Annotated in this window: 18 protein-coding genes; 13 read left to right on the top strand and 5 right to left on the bottom strand. The window is 47.4% G+C overall.

Translation table 11 applies throughout. The features are described from left to right. Positions 1-6 precede the first annotated feature (6 nt). The gene (locus WG8_RS13350; protein WP_007430721.1) at positions 7-870 is read right to left on the bottom strand and encodes a class I SAM-dependent methyltransferase; all 864 of its coding nucleotides are present in this window, start codon (positions 868-870) and stop codon (positions 7-9) included. A gap of 328 nt (positions 871-1198) precedes the next feature. Between WG8_RS13350 and araA the strand changes: the two genes are divergently transcribed. The 11 genes from araA (at position 1199) to WG8_RS13295 (ending at position 13813) form a co-directional block, all read left to right on the top strand. Beyond that, positions 1199-2680 carry an L-arabinose isomerase gene (gene araA / locus WG8_RS13345; protein WP_007430720.1) on the top strand — a complete coding sequence of 494 codons (1482 nt, stop codon included), beginning with the start codon at positions 1199-1201 and terminating at the stop codon, positions 2678-2680. A 212-nt stretch (positions 2681-2892) separates the two neighbouring features. Continuing rightward, positions 2893-3351, top strand: coding sequence for a flavodoxin (locus WG8_RS13340; RefSeq protein WP_043891056.1), 459 nt, complete (start codon positions 2893-2895; stop codon positions 3349-3351). Between the two features lie 20 nt (positions 3352-3371). Then, positions 3372-4184, top strand: coding sequence for a hypothetical protein (locus WG8_RS13335; RefSeq protein ID WP_007430718.1), 813 nt, complete (start codon positions 3372-3374; stop codon positions 4182-4184). A 357-nt stretch (positions 4185-4541) separates the two neighbouring features. Beyond that, on the top strand, positions 4542-5195 hold the full coding sequence (locus WG8_RS13330) for an HlyD family secretion protein (protein WP_007430717.1): 654 nt from the start codon (positions 4542-4544) through the stop codon (positions 5193-5195). Between the two features lie 15 nt (positions 5196-5210). Beyond that, positions 5211-6734 carry a DHA2 family efflux MFS transporter permease subunit gene (locus WG8_RS13325; RefSeq protein WP_007430716.1) on the top strand — a complete coding sequence of 508 codons (1524 nt, stop codon included), beginning with the start codon at positions 5211-5213 and terminating at the stop codon, positions 6732-6734. Between the two features lie 67 nt (positions 6735-6801). Then, a complete protein-coding gene (locus tag WG8_RS13320; protein WP_007430715.1) occupies positions 6802-8268 on the top strand; it encodes an efflux RND transporter periplasmic adaptor subunit in 1467 nt (488 codons plus the stop codon). Positions 8269-8512: 244 nt separating this feature from the next. After that, positions 8513-9355, top strand: a complete 843-nt coding sequence (locus tag WG8_RS13315; RefSeq protein WP_007430714.1) for an STM4015 family protein — start codon at positions 8513-8515, stop codon at positions 9353-9355. A gap of 17 nt (positions 9356-9372) precedes the next feature. Beyond that, positions 9373-10713: an STM4014 family protein gene (locus WG8_RS13310; protein WP_007430713.1), complete on the top strand. Its 1341-nt coding sequence runs from the start codon at positions 9373-9375 to the stop codon at positions 10711-10713. Then, positions 10706-11488, top strand: coding sequence for an STM4013/SEN3800 family hydrolase (locus WG8_RS13305; protein ID WP_007430712.1), 783 nt, complete (start codon positions 10706-10708; stop codon positions 11486-11488). Before WG8_RS13310 ends, WG8_RS13305 begins: the two co-directional genes overlap by 8 nt. Before the next feature lie 46 nt (positions 11489-11534). Then, entirely contained in the window at positions 11535-12962 is a 1428-nt protein-coding gene (locus WG8_RS13300; protein WP_007430711.1) for an STM4012 family radical SAM protein, read from the top strand. Further along, positions 12959-13813 (top strand): STM4011 family radical SAM protein, encoded by an 855-nt coding sequence (locus tag WG8_RS13295; RefSeq protein ID WP_007430710.1) that lies wholly within the window; start codon positions 12959-12961, stop codon positions 13811-13813. Before WG8_RS13300 ends, WG8_RS13295 begins: the two co-directional genes overlap by 4 nt. A 140-nt stretch (positions 13814-13953) precedes the next feature. Here WG8_RS13295 and WG8_RS13290 read toward each other — a convergent pair whose 3' ends face one another. From WG8_RS13290 to WG8_RS13275, 4 genes are all read right to left on the bottom strand, one after another. After that, a complete protein-coding gene (locus WG8_RS13290; protein ID WP_007430709.1) occupies positions 13954-14232 on the bottom strand; it encodes a YxcD family protein in 279 nt (92 codons plus the stop codon). Positions 14233-14235: 3 nt separating this feature from the next. Then, entirely contained in the window at positions 14236-14694 is a 459-nt protein-coding gene (locus WG8_RS13285; RefSeq protein WP_007430708.1) for a hypothetical protein, read from the bottom strand. Between the two features lie 156 nt (positions 14695-14850). Further along, a complete protein-coding gene (locus tag WG8_RS13280) occupies positions 14851-15423 on the bottom strand; it encodes a PadR family transcriptional regulator (RefSeq protein ID WP_007430707.1) in 573 nt (190 codons plus the stop codon). A 263-nt stretch (positions 15424-15686) separates the two neighbouring features. After that, positions 15687-16250 (bottom strand): beta-class carbonic anhydrase, encoded by a 564-nt coding sequence (locus WG8_RS13275; RefSeq protein WP_007430706.1) that lies wholly within the window; start codon positions 16248-16250, stop codon positions 15687-15689. A gap of 261 nt (positions 16251-16511) precedes the next feature. On the opposite strand from WG8_RS13275, the gene WG8_RS13270 reads away from it, so the two are divergent. Both WG8_RS13270 and WG8_RS28450 read left to right on the top strand, forming a co-directional pair. Beyond that, on the top strand, positions 16512-18029 hold the full coding sequence (locus tag WG8_RS13270; protein WP_007430705.1) for a carboxypeptidase M32: 1518 nt from the start codon (positions 16512-16514) through the stop codon (positions 18027-18029). Positions 18030-18159: 130 nt separating this feature from the next. Beyond that, a partial coding sequence (locus WG8_RS28450) for an ABC transporter substrate-binding protein (RefSeq protein ID WP_007430704.1) occupies positions 18160-18802 on the top strand: 643 nt, incomplete at its 3' end.

Below are 18802 nucleotides of genomic sequence, written 5' to 3'. Positions count from 1 at the left end.
AGGGAATTAAGCCTCCCAGCGTCCGAGAATACCGCAAGGTAAATTCAATCCCGAGCGTGTGATTGGTAATCCGATTTCACCAGCGCTAATTTGCCCGCCGTATTTTTGTTTCATAGTCATGCTCAGCATGTTATGCAGTACAGTTGGGGAAATACCGGTGGTATAGGAGTTGATCAGCACAAACAACGGTTGATCCGAGATGATGTTCATGCAGGATTCCAGAAACGGATACAAGCTTTCTTCAAGCTTCCAAGTTTCTCCGTTTGGTCCGCGTCCGTAAGAAGGAGGGTCCATAATAATCGCATCATAACGGTTGCCTCTGCGCTGTTCCCGTTGCACGAACTTAAACACGTCGTCTGTAATAAAGCGTACCGGACGATCAGCCAAGCCGGACAAATGTACATTTTCCTTTGCCCACTGTACCATGCCTTTGGCAGCATCCACGTGCACTACGCTCGCCCCGGCATACGCTGCAGCCGTAGTGGCTCCCCCTGTGTAGGCAAACAGGTTCAGTACGGAAATCGGTCTGCCTGCTCCTTTGATTTTATCCATCATCCAGCTCCAGTTCGCTGCCTGCTCCGGAAAAAGACCGGTATGCTTGAAGCTGGTCGGTTTAATGTGGAATTTAAGCGGTCCGTAGCTGATCGTCCAGCGCTCAGGGATAGGCTTTTTCATATCCCATTGGCCGCCCCCGGAAGAGCTGCGGTGGTAATGCCCATGAACATTACGCCATTCGGCTGTTTCCTGGGTCAAAGGCCATATAATTTGCGGATCGGGACGACGCAGGACAATATCGCCCCAGCGCTCCAGCTTTTCGCCACCGCCTGTATCCATAACTTCATAGTCTTTCCATCCTTGTGCTACATACATGTACAATCCATCCTTCAGCAGTCATTTCAGGATTCCGGCAGCAGGCTGCACAAAATCCCCATATGGAATCTATTGTACAACAAAGCTTAACAACAATCGAATGATTCCATCAAAGTAGCAGGGCGGAGGGCAGAACAAAAATATTTTTTTCAGATGTACTTGTAATTAGAGCGCTTCCATATTAAAATGAAGTCAATCCCACTTGTACGTACAACTATTCCGTTTTTCAGTACATTAATGAAAAATGGAATGGATTGTACGTACATAATAATTTTTTTATGACACAGCTGCAATTATACTTATTTCCTGACAGGAGGAATTTTGAATTATGAAACCGTTTAAATTTTGGTTTGCTACAGGAAGCCAGCATTTGTATGGACCCGAAACGCTTGATCAGGTACAAGAGCATTCCCGCAAAATTGTAGAAGGATTGAACCGTAGCGGTCATCTGCCGTTTGAAGTTGTATTGAAACCTGTACTGACGAATTCCGACGCAATCCGTCGTTTGATCATTGATGCGAATGGGGATGACCTGTGTGCAGGGATTATTACCTGGATGCATACGTTTTCTCCAGCAAAGATGTGGATTGCCGGCTTGACTCGTTTGGCGAAGCCTTTGCTGCATCTGCACACTCAATTTAACCGTGATATTCCTTGGGATAGTATCGACATGGATTTTATGAACCTGAACCAATCCGCACACGGTGACCGCGAATTTGGCTTTATCGGTGCCCGTTTGGGTGTAGCGCGCAAAGTCGTTGTTGGCTATTGGGAGGAAGAAGGGGTCCAAAAACGTATTGGCAGCTGGATGTCCACAGCGGCTGCTTATAGCGAAAGCCAAAACCTCAAAGTAGCACGTTTTGGTGATAATATGCGTGAAGTTGCAGTTACTGAAGGCAACAAAGTAACTGCTCAAGTCCAATTAGGCTGGTCGATCAACGGCTACGGCGTGGGTGATCTGGTTGAAATCGTTAACAACGTGACGGAAGGCGAAATCAGTGCATTGTTCGAAGAATACAATGAACTGTATGAATTGTCTGCAGCAGCGAAGCAGCCAGGAGCAGTTCGTGATTCCATTCTGGAACAGGCTCGTATTGAATTAGGCATGAAGAAGTTTTTGGAGGCGGGGGACTTCGGAGCCTTTACCACAACATTCGAGGATCTGCATGGACTGAAGCAGCTGCCTGGTTTGGCTGCTCAACGCTTGATGGCTCAAGGCTATGGCTTTGGTGGTGAAGGTGACTGGAAAACAGCAGCATTGACGCGCCTGATGAAGCTGATGGCTAACAATGTGGATACTTCCTTTATGGAAGACTATACCTACCATCTAGCAGCAGGTAATGAACTAATTATGGGATCGCATATGCTGGAGGTATGTCCTACCATTGCTGTAAACAAACCACGTATTGACGTTCAACCATTGGGGATTGGCGGTAAAGCCGACCCGGCTCGTCTCATTTTTGAAGGTAAACCAGGTAACGCACTTGTAGCGTCCATCGTTGAACTGAAAGGCCGTTTCCGTCTGATCATTAACCAAATTCAAGCTGTGGAAAATAAAAATAATATGCCTAAGCTGCCTGTAGCCAGCGTTTTGTGGAAGCCAGAGCCTTCGCTCGAAGTATCCGCAGAAGCATGGATTCATGCGGGGGGAGCACATCATACGGTATTGTCCTATGCTGTAACCACTGAGCAATTGTTGGATTATGCTGAATTGACAGGCATAGAAGCTGTTGTTATTGATAACAACACGAATATCCGCCAGTTCCGCCAGGAGCTGCAATGGAATGAGCTGTACTGGCGCAACCAATAAGTAAAAGCGATCAATAAGCAAGCTCCTTATAAAAGCTGCTTACTCATAGGTTTGATCAGCGAACAGCCGCATGTGATGCGGCTGTTTTGCGTATGTTTTTATCACAGATAAAAGCCCTGTTCGAAATTAATATTTGACAATGAGAATCATTATCAAATATTATTTGAGTAATAGGGAATGAAAGCATCCCATATTTTAAGTAAAGGTGAGGGATGAACTTGGGTAAAATATTGATTGCTTATGCCAGTTTGACCGGTAATACAGAGGAAATTGCGGAATTGATTGCCGAGGGCGTTCGCCAAGCAGGACATGAGGCAGAATTAAAGGCTTCATATGATTGCAACGCGCAAGAGCTGCTCGATTATGATGGGTTCCTGTTAGGGGTATATACTTGGGGAGATGGTGAGCTTCCTGATGAATTTTTAGATTTTTATGAGGAAATGGACGAACTTGATCTATCAGGCAAAAAGACAGCTATATTTGGCAGTGGAGATACTTCTTATGAGCAATTCTGTGGTGCGGTTGATTTGGTGGAGGAAAAAGTTAAAGAACGCGGCGCCTCAGTGATTCAGGAGAGCCTGAAGATTGAATTCAATCCATTGGATGATGACAAGGAAAATTGCCGGGCCTATGGAAGACAGTTTGCACAGGCGGGTATTGGAGTCTCCTGAAATGAGAGTGAGGGATAGGTATGCGTAATAGCGATAGCTTAAGCGGTTATCCTCTTCTGCACGACTATCAGCTTGAGGAGATGTGGAGAACGCCGCAGCCAATCCATCCGTCACAGGCAAAGCGCGGGCGTGAGGGCTGGAATTGGCGGCAGCGGGTCCAATATGCGGTAGGCCATGCGCTGAACGAATACTTTGGAATGGAAGTAGAGGTGCGGCGGGAAGTCCCCGTCCAGTATGTGCTGGAGAAATGGTGGCCCAAGCAGACGAACGGCTTTGAATCATTGTTCCACTATTGGGATATTAAAAATAAAGTGTCAGGCGAGCTGTCAAAAATATGTGCCTTAAACAAGGACCTGCTCACGCCGGTGATGCTGTATGAACAATTTTGTACGCCAGTGCCTGAACTCAAGGTCGATATTTCGCTGATTGTTCAGGCTGCCTGGCAGCTATCAGCTGGAGCCGATTCCTTACTGATTCAAAAGTATATGGTGGACTATAATCCTAATGTCATTCATACATTTCAACATTTGACGAATGTATTTTGTCATTATGCATTTGGAGCGCTACCACAGCTTATTGAGGTATATTGTCTGCTGGAAGGCAAGAAGGTTCGCTTTGTTCCGGGGCCCGCTTCTTTGCAGCAATCTTTGGATTACGTACAGCTTTTGCGGGATTCCAGAGACGATGTGCATAGGAGCACAGCACGCTGCCGTTGCGGAAATTGCATCGGACAGCAACGATCCCGGGATAATGGAACCACCAAAAACAAAAAAGAGGAGCAGGAGTCTAAAAATCGCAAAGAACGGTCATTTGGGCCTGTGCTTTTCTCTTAGTGTGCTTAGAAAATATTTAAAATTCGAATTATTTTATTTCGAAAAGAGCCTTGGAGACAAGGTTCTTTTTTTGTGAAAAAAATTATGAAAAAAATGAAAATTTGTATTGCCTGAATAGATAAATGTATCTATAATATTTCAATGTACGATAGTTATATGAAAATATTTAAATATAGAGAAGGCAGTTTGTAAGCATGGGTTAGCTTGTTTTATGTACATAAAATAAGTCCTGTCTTTTGCATGGTATGTAGCCATGCGTTATTTTACGTTCTAAATTTGGTTTAATGGCCTAATATTTCAATTTTAAAATATTAGCGTTGAATAATAAAAATTTTTTGGACAACAGGGGTGGAACAAGTGAGTAAGAAAACTGTATTGCCGATTCTCATCGTACTGCTCATTCTGAGCGGCGGAGCTATTGGCTACTATTATTGGTATCAGGCAACACACTTTGTTAAAAGTGACGATGCGCGTATTCAAGCTGATCAGTATAAGGTGATGCCGCAAATCTCCGGAGAGATTAGCCACATTGATGTGGAAGAAGGCGATGTACTGCAGCGCAACGAACCGATTGCCGAGCAGGATGTATCGGGGCTGGATGCAAGTATGATTAGCAAGTCTGTACTGCGTGCGCCGATTAACGGAACTGTGATTAAGATTTATTCGAAGGAGCACGAAATCGGAACACCAGGTAGTGCTGTAGCGACTATGGTTGATATGAACAGCCTGTATGTGTCCACGAATATTGAAGAAACTGATATTAACCGTATTAAACCAGGGCAGCTTGTTGACATTACGCTTGATGCAGCAGGTGACCAGGTCATTCAAGGTAAGGTTCGCAAAGTGGGCGAGGCTTCAAATGCAGTGTTTTCGCTCGTTCCTGCTGTGAACACAAGTGGCAACTTTAATAAGGTCACTCAACGTGTGCCTGTAGAAATTGCCGTGAACAAGCCAAAGGATTTGAAGCTCATTCCTGGAACGAACGTGGAAGTAAAAATTCATACATCTTAAAAAGGAGGGGTCCATGTGGCTGCCAATGAAACTGCTGCTGCTCCTTCGACAGATTCTTCCAAAGAACGCTGGCTTGCCTTTTTTGCTATCGTTTTAGGCGCCTTTGTCGCCATTCTGAACAACAGTCTGATCAATGTCGCCATTCCACGATTGACGACGGACTTAGGATCAACGACGACACGTATTCAGTGGGTTATTACAGGTTACACGCTTGCATCCGGCGTAATCGTCCCGATTACCGGATATATGGAGCAGCGTATCGGATACAAAAAGTTTTTGATTCTTGCCCTCAGCGTGTTCTCGCTGGGAACAGGAATATGCATTTTTGCATGGAGTGATTCTTCCCTGATCGCGGCGCGTGTACTGGCTGGTCTGGGCGGCGGTGTTATTATGCCGCTGAGTATGACGATTATTTACAAAATCATGCCGCGTGAACAAATTGGGATGTCCCTCGGTATATGGGGAATTGCGGCAATGGCGGCACCAGCTGTAGGACCTACGCTGAGCGGCTACTTAATTGAATGGTTTAACTGGCGTTTCTTGTTTATTGTCAGTCTGCCTGTTGCTTTATTTGCCATTTTAATGGTCATCCTCCTTATCAAGGAGCCGCCTAAAGTAAAGCCGAAGCCGTTTGATCTACCGGGCTTTTTGCTGGCCGCAACTTGCGCTGGCACACTTTTGTACGCACTGACAAACGGTCAGCGTGATGGCTGGACTTCTTTTGGAATTGTGTCCCTGCTGTTTATTGCTTTCTGGGCACTTGTCTTTCTCATCTATGTAGAAAGCGGCAAGGATAATGCTGTCATTGAAATTTCATTATTCAAGAATTCAAAATATACGATTAGTGTTATTGCCTCCAGTCTGGTCATGATGGGGATGTACGGTGGAACGTTCCTTACACCGCTGTTTTTGCAAAATATTCAGCGTGTATCACCGATTGATACCGGTATTATTCTCATTCCACAGGCCGTTGCCATGGCGGCGATGATGCCTATTGCCGGGCGGTTGTTCGATAAGTTCGGTATTGTGCCTCTGGGTCTTGTAGGTCTGACGCTAACCAGCTTTATGACGTATCACCTTCATCAGCTTACGCCAGATACTTCGCATGCCTGGCTGGAAACGGTCATGGCGTTACGGGGGCTGGGAATTGGTATCTGTATGATGCCATTATCCACGGTCGGTATGAACGCTGTTCATCCGAGCAAGGTAGCCAATGCATCTACAGCATCCAATCTGGTACGCACCGTGGCTGCATCTATGGCGATTGCGGTGCTGACCGCGATTATGCAAAGCCGTTCGGCAGCCCATGCCCAGCAAATATCCGAGTCCATTACACAAGACTCGGCTCATACGCTGCAAGCGACACTGGGTAGCTCATGGATGTCATCCATCAGTAGTTTAATCACACTGGATGCTACATCGAGAGGAATTGGGGATACGTTCCTCATTTCATCCATACCGCTGTTTTGCACGATTCCACTCATCTTTTTGTTTATTCAGAGGAAGAAAGCAAAGACACAGCCGGAAGCTGAATCATGAGAAGTACAAAAATATATCGACTGGATGGCTTACATTATTTCCACGGACAGAAAGAAAGGGAATTATCATGAAAATATTGAGAGTAGAAAGTACATTAGCGGCTTTGGTCCTCGGCGGCGCAGTGTTGGCAGGCTGCTCCAGTAATACCGGAGCAGCGCAGGACATGGTTGTTCCGGTTAAGATCAGCCAAGCACAGCAGGGTATTATCGGACAGGGGAACATCTATACAGGTACTGTCACACCTTCGGAGACGGTGAATATCGTGCCTAAAGTAGGCGGTAAAGTGGTTGAACTGCCTGTAGATATCGGCTCGGAGGTCCAAAAAGGTCAATTGCTGTTCAAACTTGATGATAAGGATATGCGGAACAATGTTGCGAAAGCCCGTGCAGCAGCAGCAGCAGCGGCAGCCGGGGTAAGCAGCGCTCAGGCATCCCACGAATCATCCTTGGTTCAAGCCAACTCTGGCGTGGTACAGTCCAAGAGCGGTGTGATTCAATCCCAAAGTGCAATCAATCAGGCGCAGGGTGCAATTAATCAGGCTACTACAGCAGTAGAACAGGCGACACATGGTGTCTCCTCGGCCGCCAATACAGTGAAACAAACACGACAAGCTTTGGCAGATGCTCAGAAAAATGTGACACGTACTCAAAGCCTGTTTGATGCAGGTGCAAGCACGCAAGCTCAATTAGAACAAGCAAAAACAGCTGTCGTGAACGCGCAAGCGGCTTACGAAAATGCACAAAATGCACAAGCTAATGCTCAAGATCAGCTGGTAGCTGCCCAAAAGGCACTCACTACAGCTCGCAACAGCTATGATACGGCAAAAAATAGCTACAGTAATGCCAACAGCGGCTATAGCAACGCGCAAAATCAGCTTAAGGTATCTCAAAATACTGCGGTCATTGAGTCCAGTCAGCAATCTCTCAAACAGGCCCAACTGAATGTTAGTATTGCGCAAGATGCACTGGACGACACCGTAATTACATCACCGATTAACGGTATTGTAGGTACAAAGAATGCGGAAGTTGGCGAAATGGTATCCGCTCAGTCTCCTGCGCTGGTCATTGCCAATCTGAGTACAGTCAATACACTGATCTATGTTCCAGCTGAACAGATCAACAATGTTAAAGTAGGTGACAAGGTACAGGTTCGTGTAGCAGCATCCAATATTGTAACAGCAGGTACAGTTAAAAGTGTAAGCCCGCTAGATGCCAGCGGCAAAGGCTACCCTGTGAAAATCTCGGTTGCGAACCCGGATATGAAATTGAAATCCGGTATGTTGGCTGATATCAGCTTCGTCGCTGCCAATGCGCAAGAAGGCATTGTTGTTCCTACCGCAGCAGTTCAAAAGGATCAAGGTAAAGAATATGTATATGTTGTAAACGGAGACCATGCAAAACGCAAGGAAGTGAAAACCGTTCAAACGACAGGTTCGCAAACGCTGGTTGCCAGCGGCTTGAGCAATGATGAGAATGTAATTGTGAATAACCTGGCGTTGCTGTCCGACAATTCTCCGATTACAATCAGCCAGTAACTTGGTTTCTGAAACTATATAAATGGTAGAGATTTATGAGAAAGTACATGAGCAGGACAGACCGATGCAGCTTATTGGTCTGCCCTGTTTTTATTTTATGACGCATATTTTACATAGGATTAATGTCGGAAAGAGGCTATTTTTGACGAACATTGGTATGATAGGATAGACTAAATTGGAAATAGATAGTCTACTAGGCAGGGATATATTACTTCTCAGGTGAACGATCGGAGGAATTGTAAAAATGGAAGTAAAATTGGTAGTGGATTTTGATGCTTATGAGAGTGGACAAACGATGGCTAAATTGATTGAAGAGCTGGCAGCCAAGCCGGATAGCGCGGAAATTACAGATCTGATTATTGGGGATTGGGGCGGAGCCTATGAAAATTCGCCTGAGGATTTTATCCCGGTGCTGGTGCAGCATAAAGATCAATTTCCGAAGCTGCGCAAGCTGTTTATCGGCGATATGGAATATGATGAGTGTGAGGTTTCATGGATTAATCAAACAAATCTGTCCCCGCTGCTAGAAGCGTTTCCAGCATTGGAGTCTTTTTATGTCAAAGGAAGCCAGGACCTGAGCTTGGAGCCGCTTCGTCATAGCCACCTTCAGGAATTGGTAATTATTTGCGGTGGTCTGCCTGCTAGCGTCCTTCAGCAAATATATCATGCCGAGCTGCCTGAGCTGCGCAAGCTGGAGCTGTATTTGGGGGTGGATGAATACGGTTTTGACGGTGGTTTGAAAGATGTTTTACCGTTTTTGGACAACAATCCTTTTCCCAAGCTTACATATTTGGGGCTAAAAGATAGCGAAATACAGGATGAAATTGCGATTGCAGCAGCGAATGCCCCAGTGATCGGACAACTGGAAGTGCTGGATCTGTCTCAGGGTACGTTGTCAGATCAAGGAGCAGAGGCTCTGCTGGCAAGTGAAAGCATCAAGGGGCTAAAGCATCTGGATTTGAGCTATCATTATATGTCCAGTGAAATGGTAGAGCGTTGGAAAAACTCTGGATTATCTGTGAACGTGGATGATCAGCAGGAAGCAGATGAGGAAGATGATTGGCGTTATCCTTCATTGACCGAGTAATCTGATGAGGTGGCTTTATGGTTAGGATACCAGACAGTAGTGCCAGCGAGCCGTTTATTTTGTTCGGAAATCCGGGAAATCGACGGACCACGGGACTACAAGCGGCGCGTAGCAAATTGAAGCTTCCACCCGCGGTGGAGGTTTCCTATAGAGATGTGCTGCGAGCCATTCGGGAGAAACGCAGTCTGGGTGAGTTGATGGCTCAAATAGCAGCACAAGCTACATCAGATCACGTGCATGGCAGTGTGTATGTGCAACAAAGCCTCGTTCGAGTACTGGCGGGGCAGGCGGGCAGTAGTCCGCTGCTCCGACTGGATGCACCAGGGGAAAGCTTTGAGGTAGAGCGTGAGCTGATCGCTCTTGGCGCCCCGGATGCTGAAGGGGATGATTCTCTGTTGCCATGCTCGGAATGGACACAAGGCAAAAGGATTTTGGCGGCAGAAGCGCGGTGTCTGCAGGAGCAGTACGGCCGTATTTGGCACCCGGCACAATGGTTCCGGGGCTATTGTCGTCTGCTGGCCTGGCTGCGGCATGAAGCGGCGCTGCTTTGGCCCTTGGCACGCTGGATGAATGATCCGGCGGAAGTGGCTGTGATGTTTGATAAGCGGCGTTGCAGCGTCGTATTAGGCAAGGCGGGCATAAGGGTCCCGCCAGTGCTTTTACCATCAGCCGGAACATTTTGTGACCCTGCCGATCTGCATACGATAATGAAGGTGAGCGGATTTCACCGCGTATTTGTGAAAATATTTTGTGGCTCCGGAGCATCTGGAGTCATGGCTTATCAGATACATCCCCAGACACAGGCAGAGCTGGCGGTGACCACAATTGGAACGGAAATTGTTCAAGGTCAGCGTGTATATTACAATGCCGGACGCTTGCGCCGTTATACGGACAAGCAGGACATTCATGCCATCCTGGGCTGGCTATGCATGGAAGGGGTACATGTGGAGCGCTGGATTCCCAAAGCGACCCTGAACAGGCGCGTGTATGATGTGCGCCAACTCGTGTGCGGAGCAGAGGCTTGCCATGCGGTTTTACGTTTGAGCCGCAGCCCCATCACGAATCTGCATTTACGTAATGAGCGGCTTTTGCTGGAGGAGGCTGGTTTGTCACCGATCACGGTGGAATCGATCCAGCTTACTGCGGAAGCCGCCATGAGTGTTTTTCCAGCTTCCCGCGTCGCTGGACTAGACGTGCTGGTTCCGGCTCATGGCGGTCATCCTTACATTCTGGACGTAAACCCGTTCGGTGACTTGCTGTACCGGGTGAAGCATCAGGGCTGGAATCCGTATGAATGGGAAATGCTTCAGCTCACCAATGGAAATGCGGTTTTGAAAGGAAAGACGGATGATGACTGATATGAACCAAATTGTCGGCTCTCATGATATTGTCATGATTACGCTTGATACGCTGCGATATGATGTAGCGAAGCTGGAGGAAGAGAACTGCCCGAATTTATGCGGCTCTGGACCTTGGGAAAAACGCCATACACCCGGCAGCTTTACCTATGCCGCACATCATGCTTTTTTTGGCGGATTTTTGCCAACACCTGCGAATACGGATAAGGCTTCACATATCCGGTTGTTTCACACCAAGGATACAGGACTACGCACACATCCAAACACCTGGCTGTTTGATGCTCCGGATATCGTGTCCGGGCTGGAAAACGAGGGCTATCGGACTATTTGTATCGGTGGCGTTATTTTTTTCACGAAAAAAAATAAGCTGGCCAAGGTGCTGCCGGGGTATTTTCAAGAAAGCTACTGGCGTATGACGTTTGGCGTGACGAATCCCCGTTCGACGGAGCATCAGGTGAATCATGCCTTGAAGCTGCTGGAGAAGACGGACCCGGCACAACGACTGTTTTTGTTTCTGAATGTATCAGCGATTCATGGGCCTAATCATTATTTTGTGGAGGGTGCCGTGAAGGATTCAGTAGAGTCCCAGCGAGCGGCCTTGCGGTATGTGGATGGGCAGCTTGGACGTTTGTTTGATGCTTTGCGGAAGCGGGGCAAGACGTTTTGTATGGCTTTTTCCGATCATGGTACGGCTTACGGGGAGGATGGCTATGAAGGGCATCGTCTGGCACATGAGGTCGTATGGAATGTACCTTATCGCGAATTTATTTTGTAAGACAAAAGAAATGTAGAAATCAATCCAGCGCGAGGAGGGAGCAGAAATGAAAGCCATGAATCCAAATCATCCATACCCAACAGGAGCAACTGCCGATACCTCTTCGGGGAAGGACCTAAGCCTGGTATCATCCAGGTTTTTGTGGCCTGAGAACCCTGATGAATGGGCACGCACGATCCGTGAAGCTCCCTACCGCTCCTACTTGTATTCTTACCCGCACAAAACGGCTTATCGGGCGTTGGATACTCCGCTTTCGTTACGGGAATTGTGGGAGCAGGAGGAGCTGGAGAGCTATTTTTTGTATATGCATATTCCGTTTTGCGCGGCTCGCTGTGGATTTTGCAACCTGTTCACCTTGCCAGACAAGCAGCTGGATGTACATAAGGAGTATGTGGATGCGCTTGAAAGACAAGCCCGGCAATGGGCGCCTATGATGGGCGGGCGGCCTTTTTCGCGTTTTGCCATCGGCGGCGGTACACCAACCTTGCTGGAAGCTCCATTGGTGGAACGGTTGTTTGACATTGCAGAGAATATTATGGGACTGGACCCTAAGCGTGCCTCCATTTCAGTGGAAACCTCTCCCGATACGGTGACTGAGGATCGGCTGGAGGTGCTCAAGCGCCGTGGGACAGACCGTGTCAGCATGGGCATCCAGAGCTTTGTGGAATCAGAGAGTGCGGCCATTTACCGACCTCAGAAGCCCAAGCTTGTGCGTGAAGCGCTCGCACGGCTGGTGGAATATAATTTTCCTTTGCTAAATGTGGATCTGATCTATGGGCTGCCTGGGCAAACGCTGGAAACCTGGCTGTATTCTCTGGAGGAAGCCCTGTCTTACTCGCCGGGAGAGATTTTTCTCTATCCACTATATATTCGAGAAAATACGATTTTGAAGCCGGGCTATACCGGGCTGGAGCATGATATCCGGCTAAGTTTGTATGAAGCAGCACGTGAAAGACTTAAGCAGGCAGGATATATACAATATTCCATGCGCCGTTTTGCTAAAAATGAGGGTGTGTCTGACAAGGAGCTTTTGCCATATAGCTGTCAGGAGGAAGGCATGGCTGGTCTGGGCTGTGGTGCACGCTCTTATACGCGCAATGTACACTATGCGAGTCGGTACGGTGTTAGCGCTGCAGCTACCCGCAGTATTATTGCAGATTACGTTGCTGCGGAGCGTCATGATCTGGCAGACTACGGTTTTATTTTGAATGCGGATGAGAGCAAACGGCGTTTTATTCTAAAAGCGCTTCTCCATCGGGAAGGCTTGAACCTATCAGCCTACGCAGAGCGCTTTGGTGTACCCCTGCCCGACGATTTTACAGGAATGTCGTTGCTGCTGGAATCGGGTATGGCGGTCGTTGAGGAGGGCTCGCTGCGGCTCACGGAGGAAGGAATGGCCTATTCGGATGCGATTGGTGACTGGATGATCTCCACGGCTGTACGGGAACGTATGGAAGGGTACGCAGGAGCATGAGAGCAACCCTATATTATCGTGGTTCGTTGACCTCCTGCAACTATGCCTGCCCTTACTGTCCGTTCAGTAAAAACGTGGATAGTCGGGAGACGCTGGACAAGGATCGGGTCCAGTTGGAGCGTTTTGCCGATTGGGTACGGGAACAGGGGGCTTTGGGGCACCGACTTTCCATTTTTTTTAATCCGTATGGAGAAGCCTTGATTCATTCCTGGTATCGCAGAACCATGGTTGAATTCTCCCACATGGCGCATGTGGAAAAAGTGGCAGTACAGACGAATCTGTCGGCTAAGCTGGATTGGGCGAAGGAGCTGAATCCGGCAACGGCTGCGCTGTGGGCTACATATCACCCTGGAGAGACGAAAGAGCAGGCTTTTATATCAAAGGCTATGAAGCTGTATGAGCTTGGGATTTCCTATAGTGTCGGTACAGTCGGATTAAGACAAGCATTTCCGGCTATTCGTTCCTTACGATCGCAGCTTCCAAAGGATGTTTATTTGTGGATCAACGCCTACAAGGATCGTCCCCATTATTATACCGATGCCGAGAAGGCTGAATTGGCTGTGATCGACCCCTATTTTCAATGGAATTTGCAGGATTACAGCAGTTTGGGGCGAGCATGTCGTGCGGGAGAGGATGTATTTTATGTCCAAGGCGATGGACGAGTTAAGCATTGCTATCAGGATCGACGTGTGATTGGGCACCTGTACAGGGATGGTCTGGAAGGTCTGAGCGCCAAGCGCCCGTGCCGGATGAAGGAATGCGGCTGCTATATCGGATATATCCATATGGAGGAACAGCCGTTTCGGGAAATGTACGGTCGTGGCTTGCTCGAAAGGGTGCCGCACAGGTAGATGAATTCAAACTCCCAATGGCAGCTAGAATGAAATATATACCAAAATAGAACCGAAAAAGAACCGACCCTTGCATCAAGCAAAGGTCGGTTCTGCTGTTGTATAACGTGCTTATCACAACTAATCTGTGCGATATACGCTCAGACCTGGACAATAGCTGTAATTTCTTCATCCAGATCCAATCGGACCTGCTCGCGATAAGCCCGAATATTATATTCGGAATGCAGGTAACGCAGGATAGCCTCAATCATGTTCGCCTCTACCAAATACTGACTGCGGCCCTGTACATGAACTTCGGCTGTATAGCCTGTGTCCTCATCCCAGCTTAACTCCACAACCACATCAGTGGGCTGAACACCCTTGCGTTCAGCCATATGCAGACAAATGGCGTTAATAATTTCATCCATACTCAAAATCATAGCTTAGTAACGTCCTCCACGGGAGTCATCAGGTCTGCGGCGGTTTTTGATGGCACGATAGATACCTACACCAACCATAATCAGGACGTATATGGCAAGAACGTTGACGGCAAGGCCGAGCAAGCTGCCCAGTGCACCCATGTTGCCGAACAGTCCGCCAAAGAGCATGCCTGCCAAGCCACCCAGCATCATACCTTTGAGGAATCCGCCGCCACCGCCGAGGAATCCACCGGTTCTGCTTGTGTTAGCCGTAGCTGCACTAGATTTGGTTCCGCTATCAGACTTATTGATGCCGCTGCTGCTGTCATTTGCCTTGCTTGGTGTAGATTGATAAGATCTTGGTCCGGATTTAAATCCGCCACTTCGCCTTGCATCAGCTGTAGACGGCGCAATCATGGCAATCAACAATGTAAAAGCCATCATCAGCATCATCATATTTTTCAAAGTAAATGCCTTCTTCATGTAAATATTATCCCCCTCAGTAAATTGGTTTGAAATAGGTCAAACAACCGCTTACCCGTAATACGCAATGAATGGAAAAGGGTTTCAAAGAATTTGAATTTTTTAAAATTTAATGATAACGATACCTGAATCCCATGCTTGAATTGACTAATCTATTCAGCCTTGCGATTTAAGCGCAAACGGATTTGTGTCCGGTCTGACGTCCCCGGCAAGCAGCATGCGCAAAACTAACTGACACCATTCCAAGCCTGCTTTGGCGTTCATAAGACCTTTTTGCACTAAGATGTAGTCACCAAAGTTCTTACTGCCAAAATGTAAATCTTCTGCAGGAATGCGCTCCAGTATATCCTCCAAATGCCGGATTTTCTGAATGAAATGGCGTTTGCGTTCCTCCAGCATGCGGTTGGCACTGCTTTTGTCTGTCAACCAAAGGCAGAACAGTCGAAGACTTAATTCATCCCGTGTGATTGGAGCAGCCACCGATTCCTGAGACCATTGCTGAAGCATATGGATTCCCTTGTCGGTAATGGTATACATTTTTTTATCAGGCTTGTCGGACTGTTGAATCCAGCGGGAGGCTAGCAGTTCCTTGCTCTCCATACGGGACAGCAGCGGATAAATCTGGCTGTGCTTGGCTTGCCAAAAAGGCTGGATACGCAACATCAGATCATAACCGGAGGATTCCTCTCTGGCGAGAAGTCCCAACAGACCATACGATAGTAAATTCATCGATCTTATCTCCTTCATCCATTATAGTAACGGTTGTAACAGCCCTGTGGCAGATATTCTGCAGCTTCATAAAAAGTGTACACTGAAACTGTATGGTTTGACAACTTTCACACAGAGTGTTCATAGATTAGTCTCCAATTGCTCTGATCATTTGGCCTGCATATGCGCTTTTTTCATAAAAAGGAGGTGCCCCAAAAGCCATAGAAATGGCTATAGGGCACCCCTTTGTTTTAGAGAAGGATATTTTCTGGCTTTTGAAAAGCTTACTGCTGATTTCCGTCAACGACAAGCGTTAACTCTCCGGTGTCCGGATGAATGACCATCCCGTGAACAGGTGTATTGGGCGGGAGAAGCGGGTGGTTTTTAATAAGCTTTACTGTACTGCCGACCCCTTCCTCAATATTGTCAAAACCTTTCAGCCATTTGTTTAGTTTGATTCCGGAGTTTTCCAGTGTGTTCAACACTTCTTGCGAAATACCGCGATCCAGCATTTCATTGACCATATGGTCGGCGTTCAGCGCAGCCATACCGCATTCATAGTGACCTATAACGAGTACCTCGTCCGCTTCCAGCTCATACAGGGCAACCAGTACGCTACGCATTACACTTCCGAAAGGCTGGGAGATAATCGCACCCGCATTTTTAATAATTTTGACATCACCATTGCGCAGGTTCATGGCTTTAGGCAACAGCTCAGTTAGCCGTGTATCCATACACGTAATGATGACCATTCTTTTGTTAGGGAACTTGCCTGTACGATAGGCCTCGTATTCTTTGTTTTCTACGAAAACACGGTTGTAATCCAGTATCTCTTTGAGGTGATTCACGATTGTTCCCTCCGTATACATTTTATTTTTATGAATAATGATTGGCGACAGACCAGCATGGAAGAAGCCTAATTTCCGGTCAGCACAGGCCGTAAATCAGGCTTTACTCCTTTGTGGATATGTAGTTCTGACGACTTTTAAATGTGTATCAGAAGCTGGCTGTGCGTGTTGTGTGTTGATTATACTTTTTAATATCATTATCATCAAGTAATAAGCATTGTAAAGTTTTATCCATTTTTAGTTAAAGAGGTGACTTCAATAATGGAGCAACAGACGTTAGATCAATTGACGGCATTAAAGGAGCTTTCTCACAAAATTAGCAGCTATGGCGAAGCAGTGGGCCTGTTGCACTGGGATTTACGCACAGGTGCTCCGCGTAAGGGTGTTGACATTCGTTCGGAAACGCTGGGGATACTGTCCACTGAAATGTTCAAGCTGATGATCTCGGATGAAATGGGGCAATTGCTGCAATTTTTTGCCGCCGCGGACAAGCTGGAGCAATTGGAGGACAATGATCGCAGATTGGTGGAGGAATGCCGTAAAAATTATGATCTGAATCGTTCGGTTCCGGCAGATCGTTACCGGGAATACAGCACGCTTGCTGCACAGGCCGAGAGCAAATGGGAAGAAGCGAAGGAACATAGCGATTTTGCTGGATTCGAACCGTATCTGTCAAAAATCGTGGATATGAAGCGTGAGTTCATCGGTTACTGGGGGATCAAGGACACGGAATATGACACGCTTTTGGATCAATATGAGCCGGGTATGACCGTTGAGAAGCTGGATGCTGTGTTTGATCGGCTTAAAAAGCGTCTTGTACCGTTATTGTCCAAAATCCAGGCTTCACCCAACCAGCCGGATAAGAGCTTTCTGGACGGTGTGTTTGATGTCAAGCAGCAGGAGAAGTTCAGCCTGTTTATTTTGAGACAAATGGGTTATGACTTTGACGCAGGTCGTTTGGATGAAAGTGTACATCCTTTTGCCACGGGCTTAAATCCGGGTGATGTGCGCATAACAACACATTATTTGCAAGATGAGGTGACCAGTGCTATCTTCAGCTCATTGCATGAAGGCGGTCATGCACTGTATGAGCAAAATATTGCTCCCGAACTGGCAGGCTCGCTCCTGTCTGGAGGAACCTCTATGGGGATTCATGAATCCCAGTCCCGCTTGTGGGAAAATAAAATCGGACGCAGTCGTGCTTTCTGGGATCGATATTACGATGACTTGCAAAAGCATTTTCCTGAGCGCTTGGCGAAGGTTACGGCAGAGCAATTCCATCGGGCCGTTAACCGTGTGGAAAATTCATTAATTCGGATTGAAGCGGATGAGCTGGCATATAATTTACATATCATTATCCGCTATGAAATTGAAAAAATGTTGTTTAATGAAAAGCTGGATGTGAAGCGTCTTCCAGAGGTATGGAATGCGAAATATAAGGAGTATCTGGGGCTTGTCCCGCCGAATGACGGGCTGGGCGTACTTCAGGACGTTCACTGGTCCGGTGGTGATTTCGGCTATTTTGCCTCTTACTCACTGGGGAACATGTATGCGGCGCAAATTTTGGCGACGCTGCGCAAGGAGCTGCCGAACCTGGACGAGCTGATTGCTGCCGGAGAGCTTGAGCCGATCAAGCAATGGCTGACCGAACGGATTTACCGTTATGGCAAGAGCCGGACGCCGTCCGAGCTGATTGTAGCCATTACGGGTGAGGACCTGAATCCGGATTATCTTGCCGACTATCTGGAAGAAAAATATATATCCATATACAAACTATAATGTGATTGCATGTGCATCTGTCCCGCGTTCCTGGGTGAACGCGGTTTTTTTGTATGCGATTAACCATTATATAGACAGTTGCATAACAATATATGAAGTCAACGATGTAAAAGGTGGGGAGGGAACAAGGATGAAAACCGGCGCTCGTTGCAAAGCTGTGGTGGCTGCTGCACTGCTCGGATTGCTGCTGCTCAGCGGGTGCGCACCCAAAGGGGAGCAGATGATTGAGATCAGACTGGGCGAGGTAGCCCGCACGGTCTTTTATGCGCCGCAGTATGTAGCCTTGAGCCAGGGGATGTTTGCTCAGGAGGGACTGGATGTCCAATTGGCGACCATTCCTGGTGGTGATAAGGCAATGACGGCGTTGCTGTCGAATCAGGCGGATATTGCACTGATCGGCGCGGAAACATCCATTTATGTGTATCAGCAAGGGGCGGAGGACCCCGTTATTAATTTTGCCCAACTGACACAGAAGGATGGAACGTTTCTGTTTGCTCGTCAAACGCAGGGCAGTTTTGACTGGGAAAAGCTGAAAAAGCAAAATTTTCTAGGTCAACGCAAGGGCGGAATGCCACAAATGTCGCTGGAATTTAGCCTGCGCAAGCACGGCATTGATCCTCATCAGGATCTGAAGCTGATTCAAAATATTGATTTTGCCAACGTGGCCTCTGCATTCGGCTCCGGGACAGGGGATTATGTACAGTTGTTTGAGCCACAGGCATCTATTTTTGAAAAGGAAGGCCGTGGACGGGTAGTTGCCTCCATTGGTGTGG

It is taken from the genome of Paenibacillus sp. Aloe-11, assembly GCF_000245715.1.
Classification (GTDB): domain Bacteria; phylum Bacillota; class Bacilli; order Paenibacillales; family Paenibacillaceae; genus Paenibacillus; species Paenibacillus kribbensis.
Note: the sequence above shows the minus strand (reverse complement) of the source record. Positions and strands in the feature narration are given on the sequence as shown.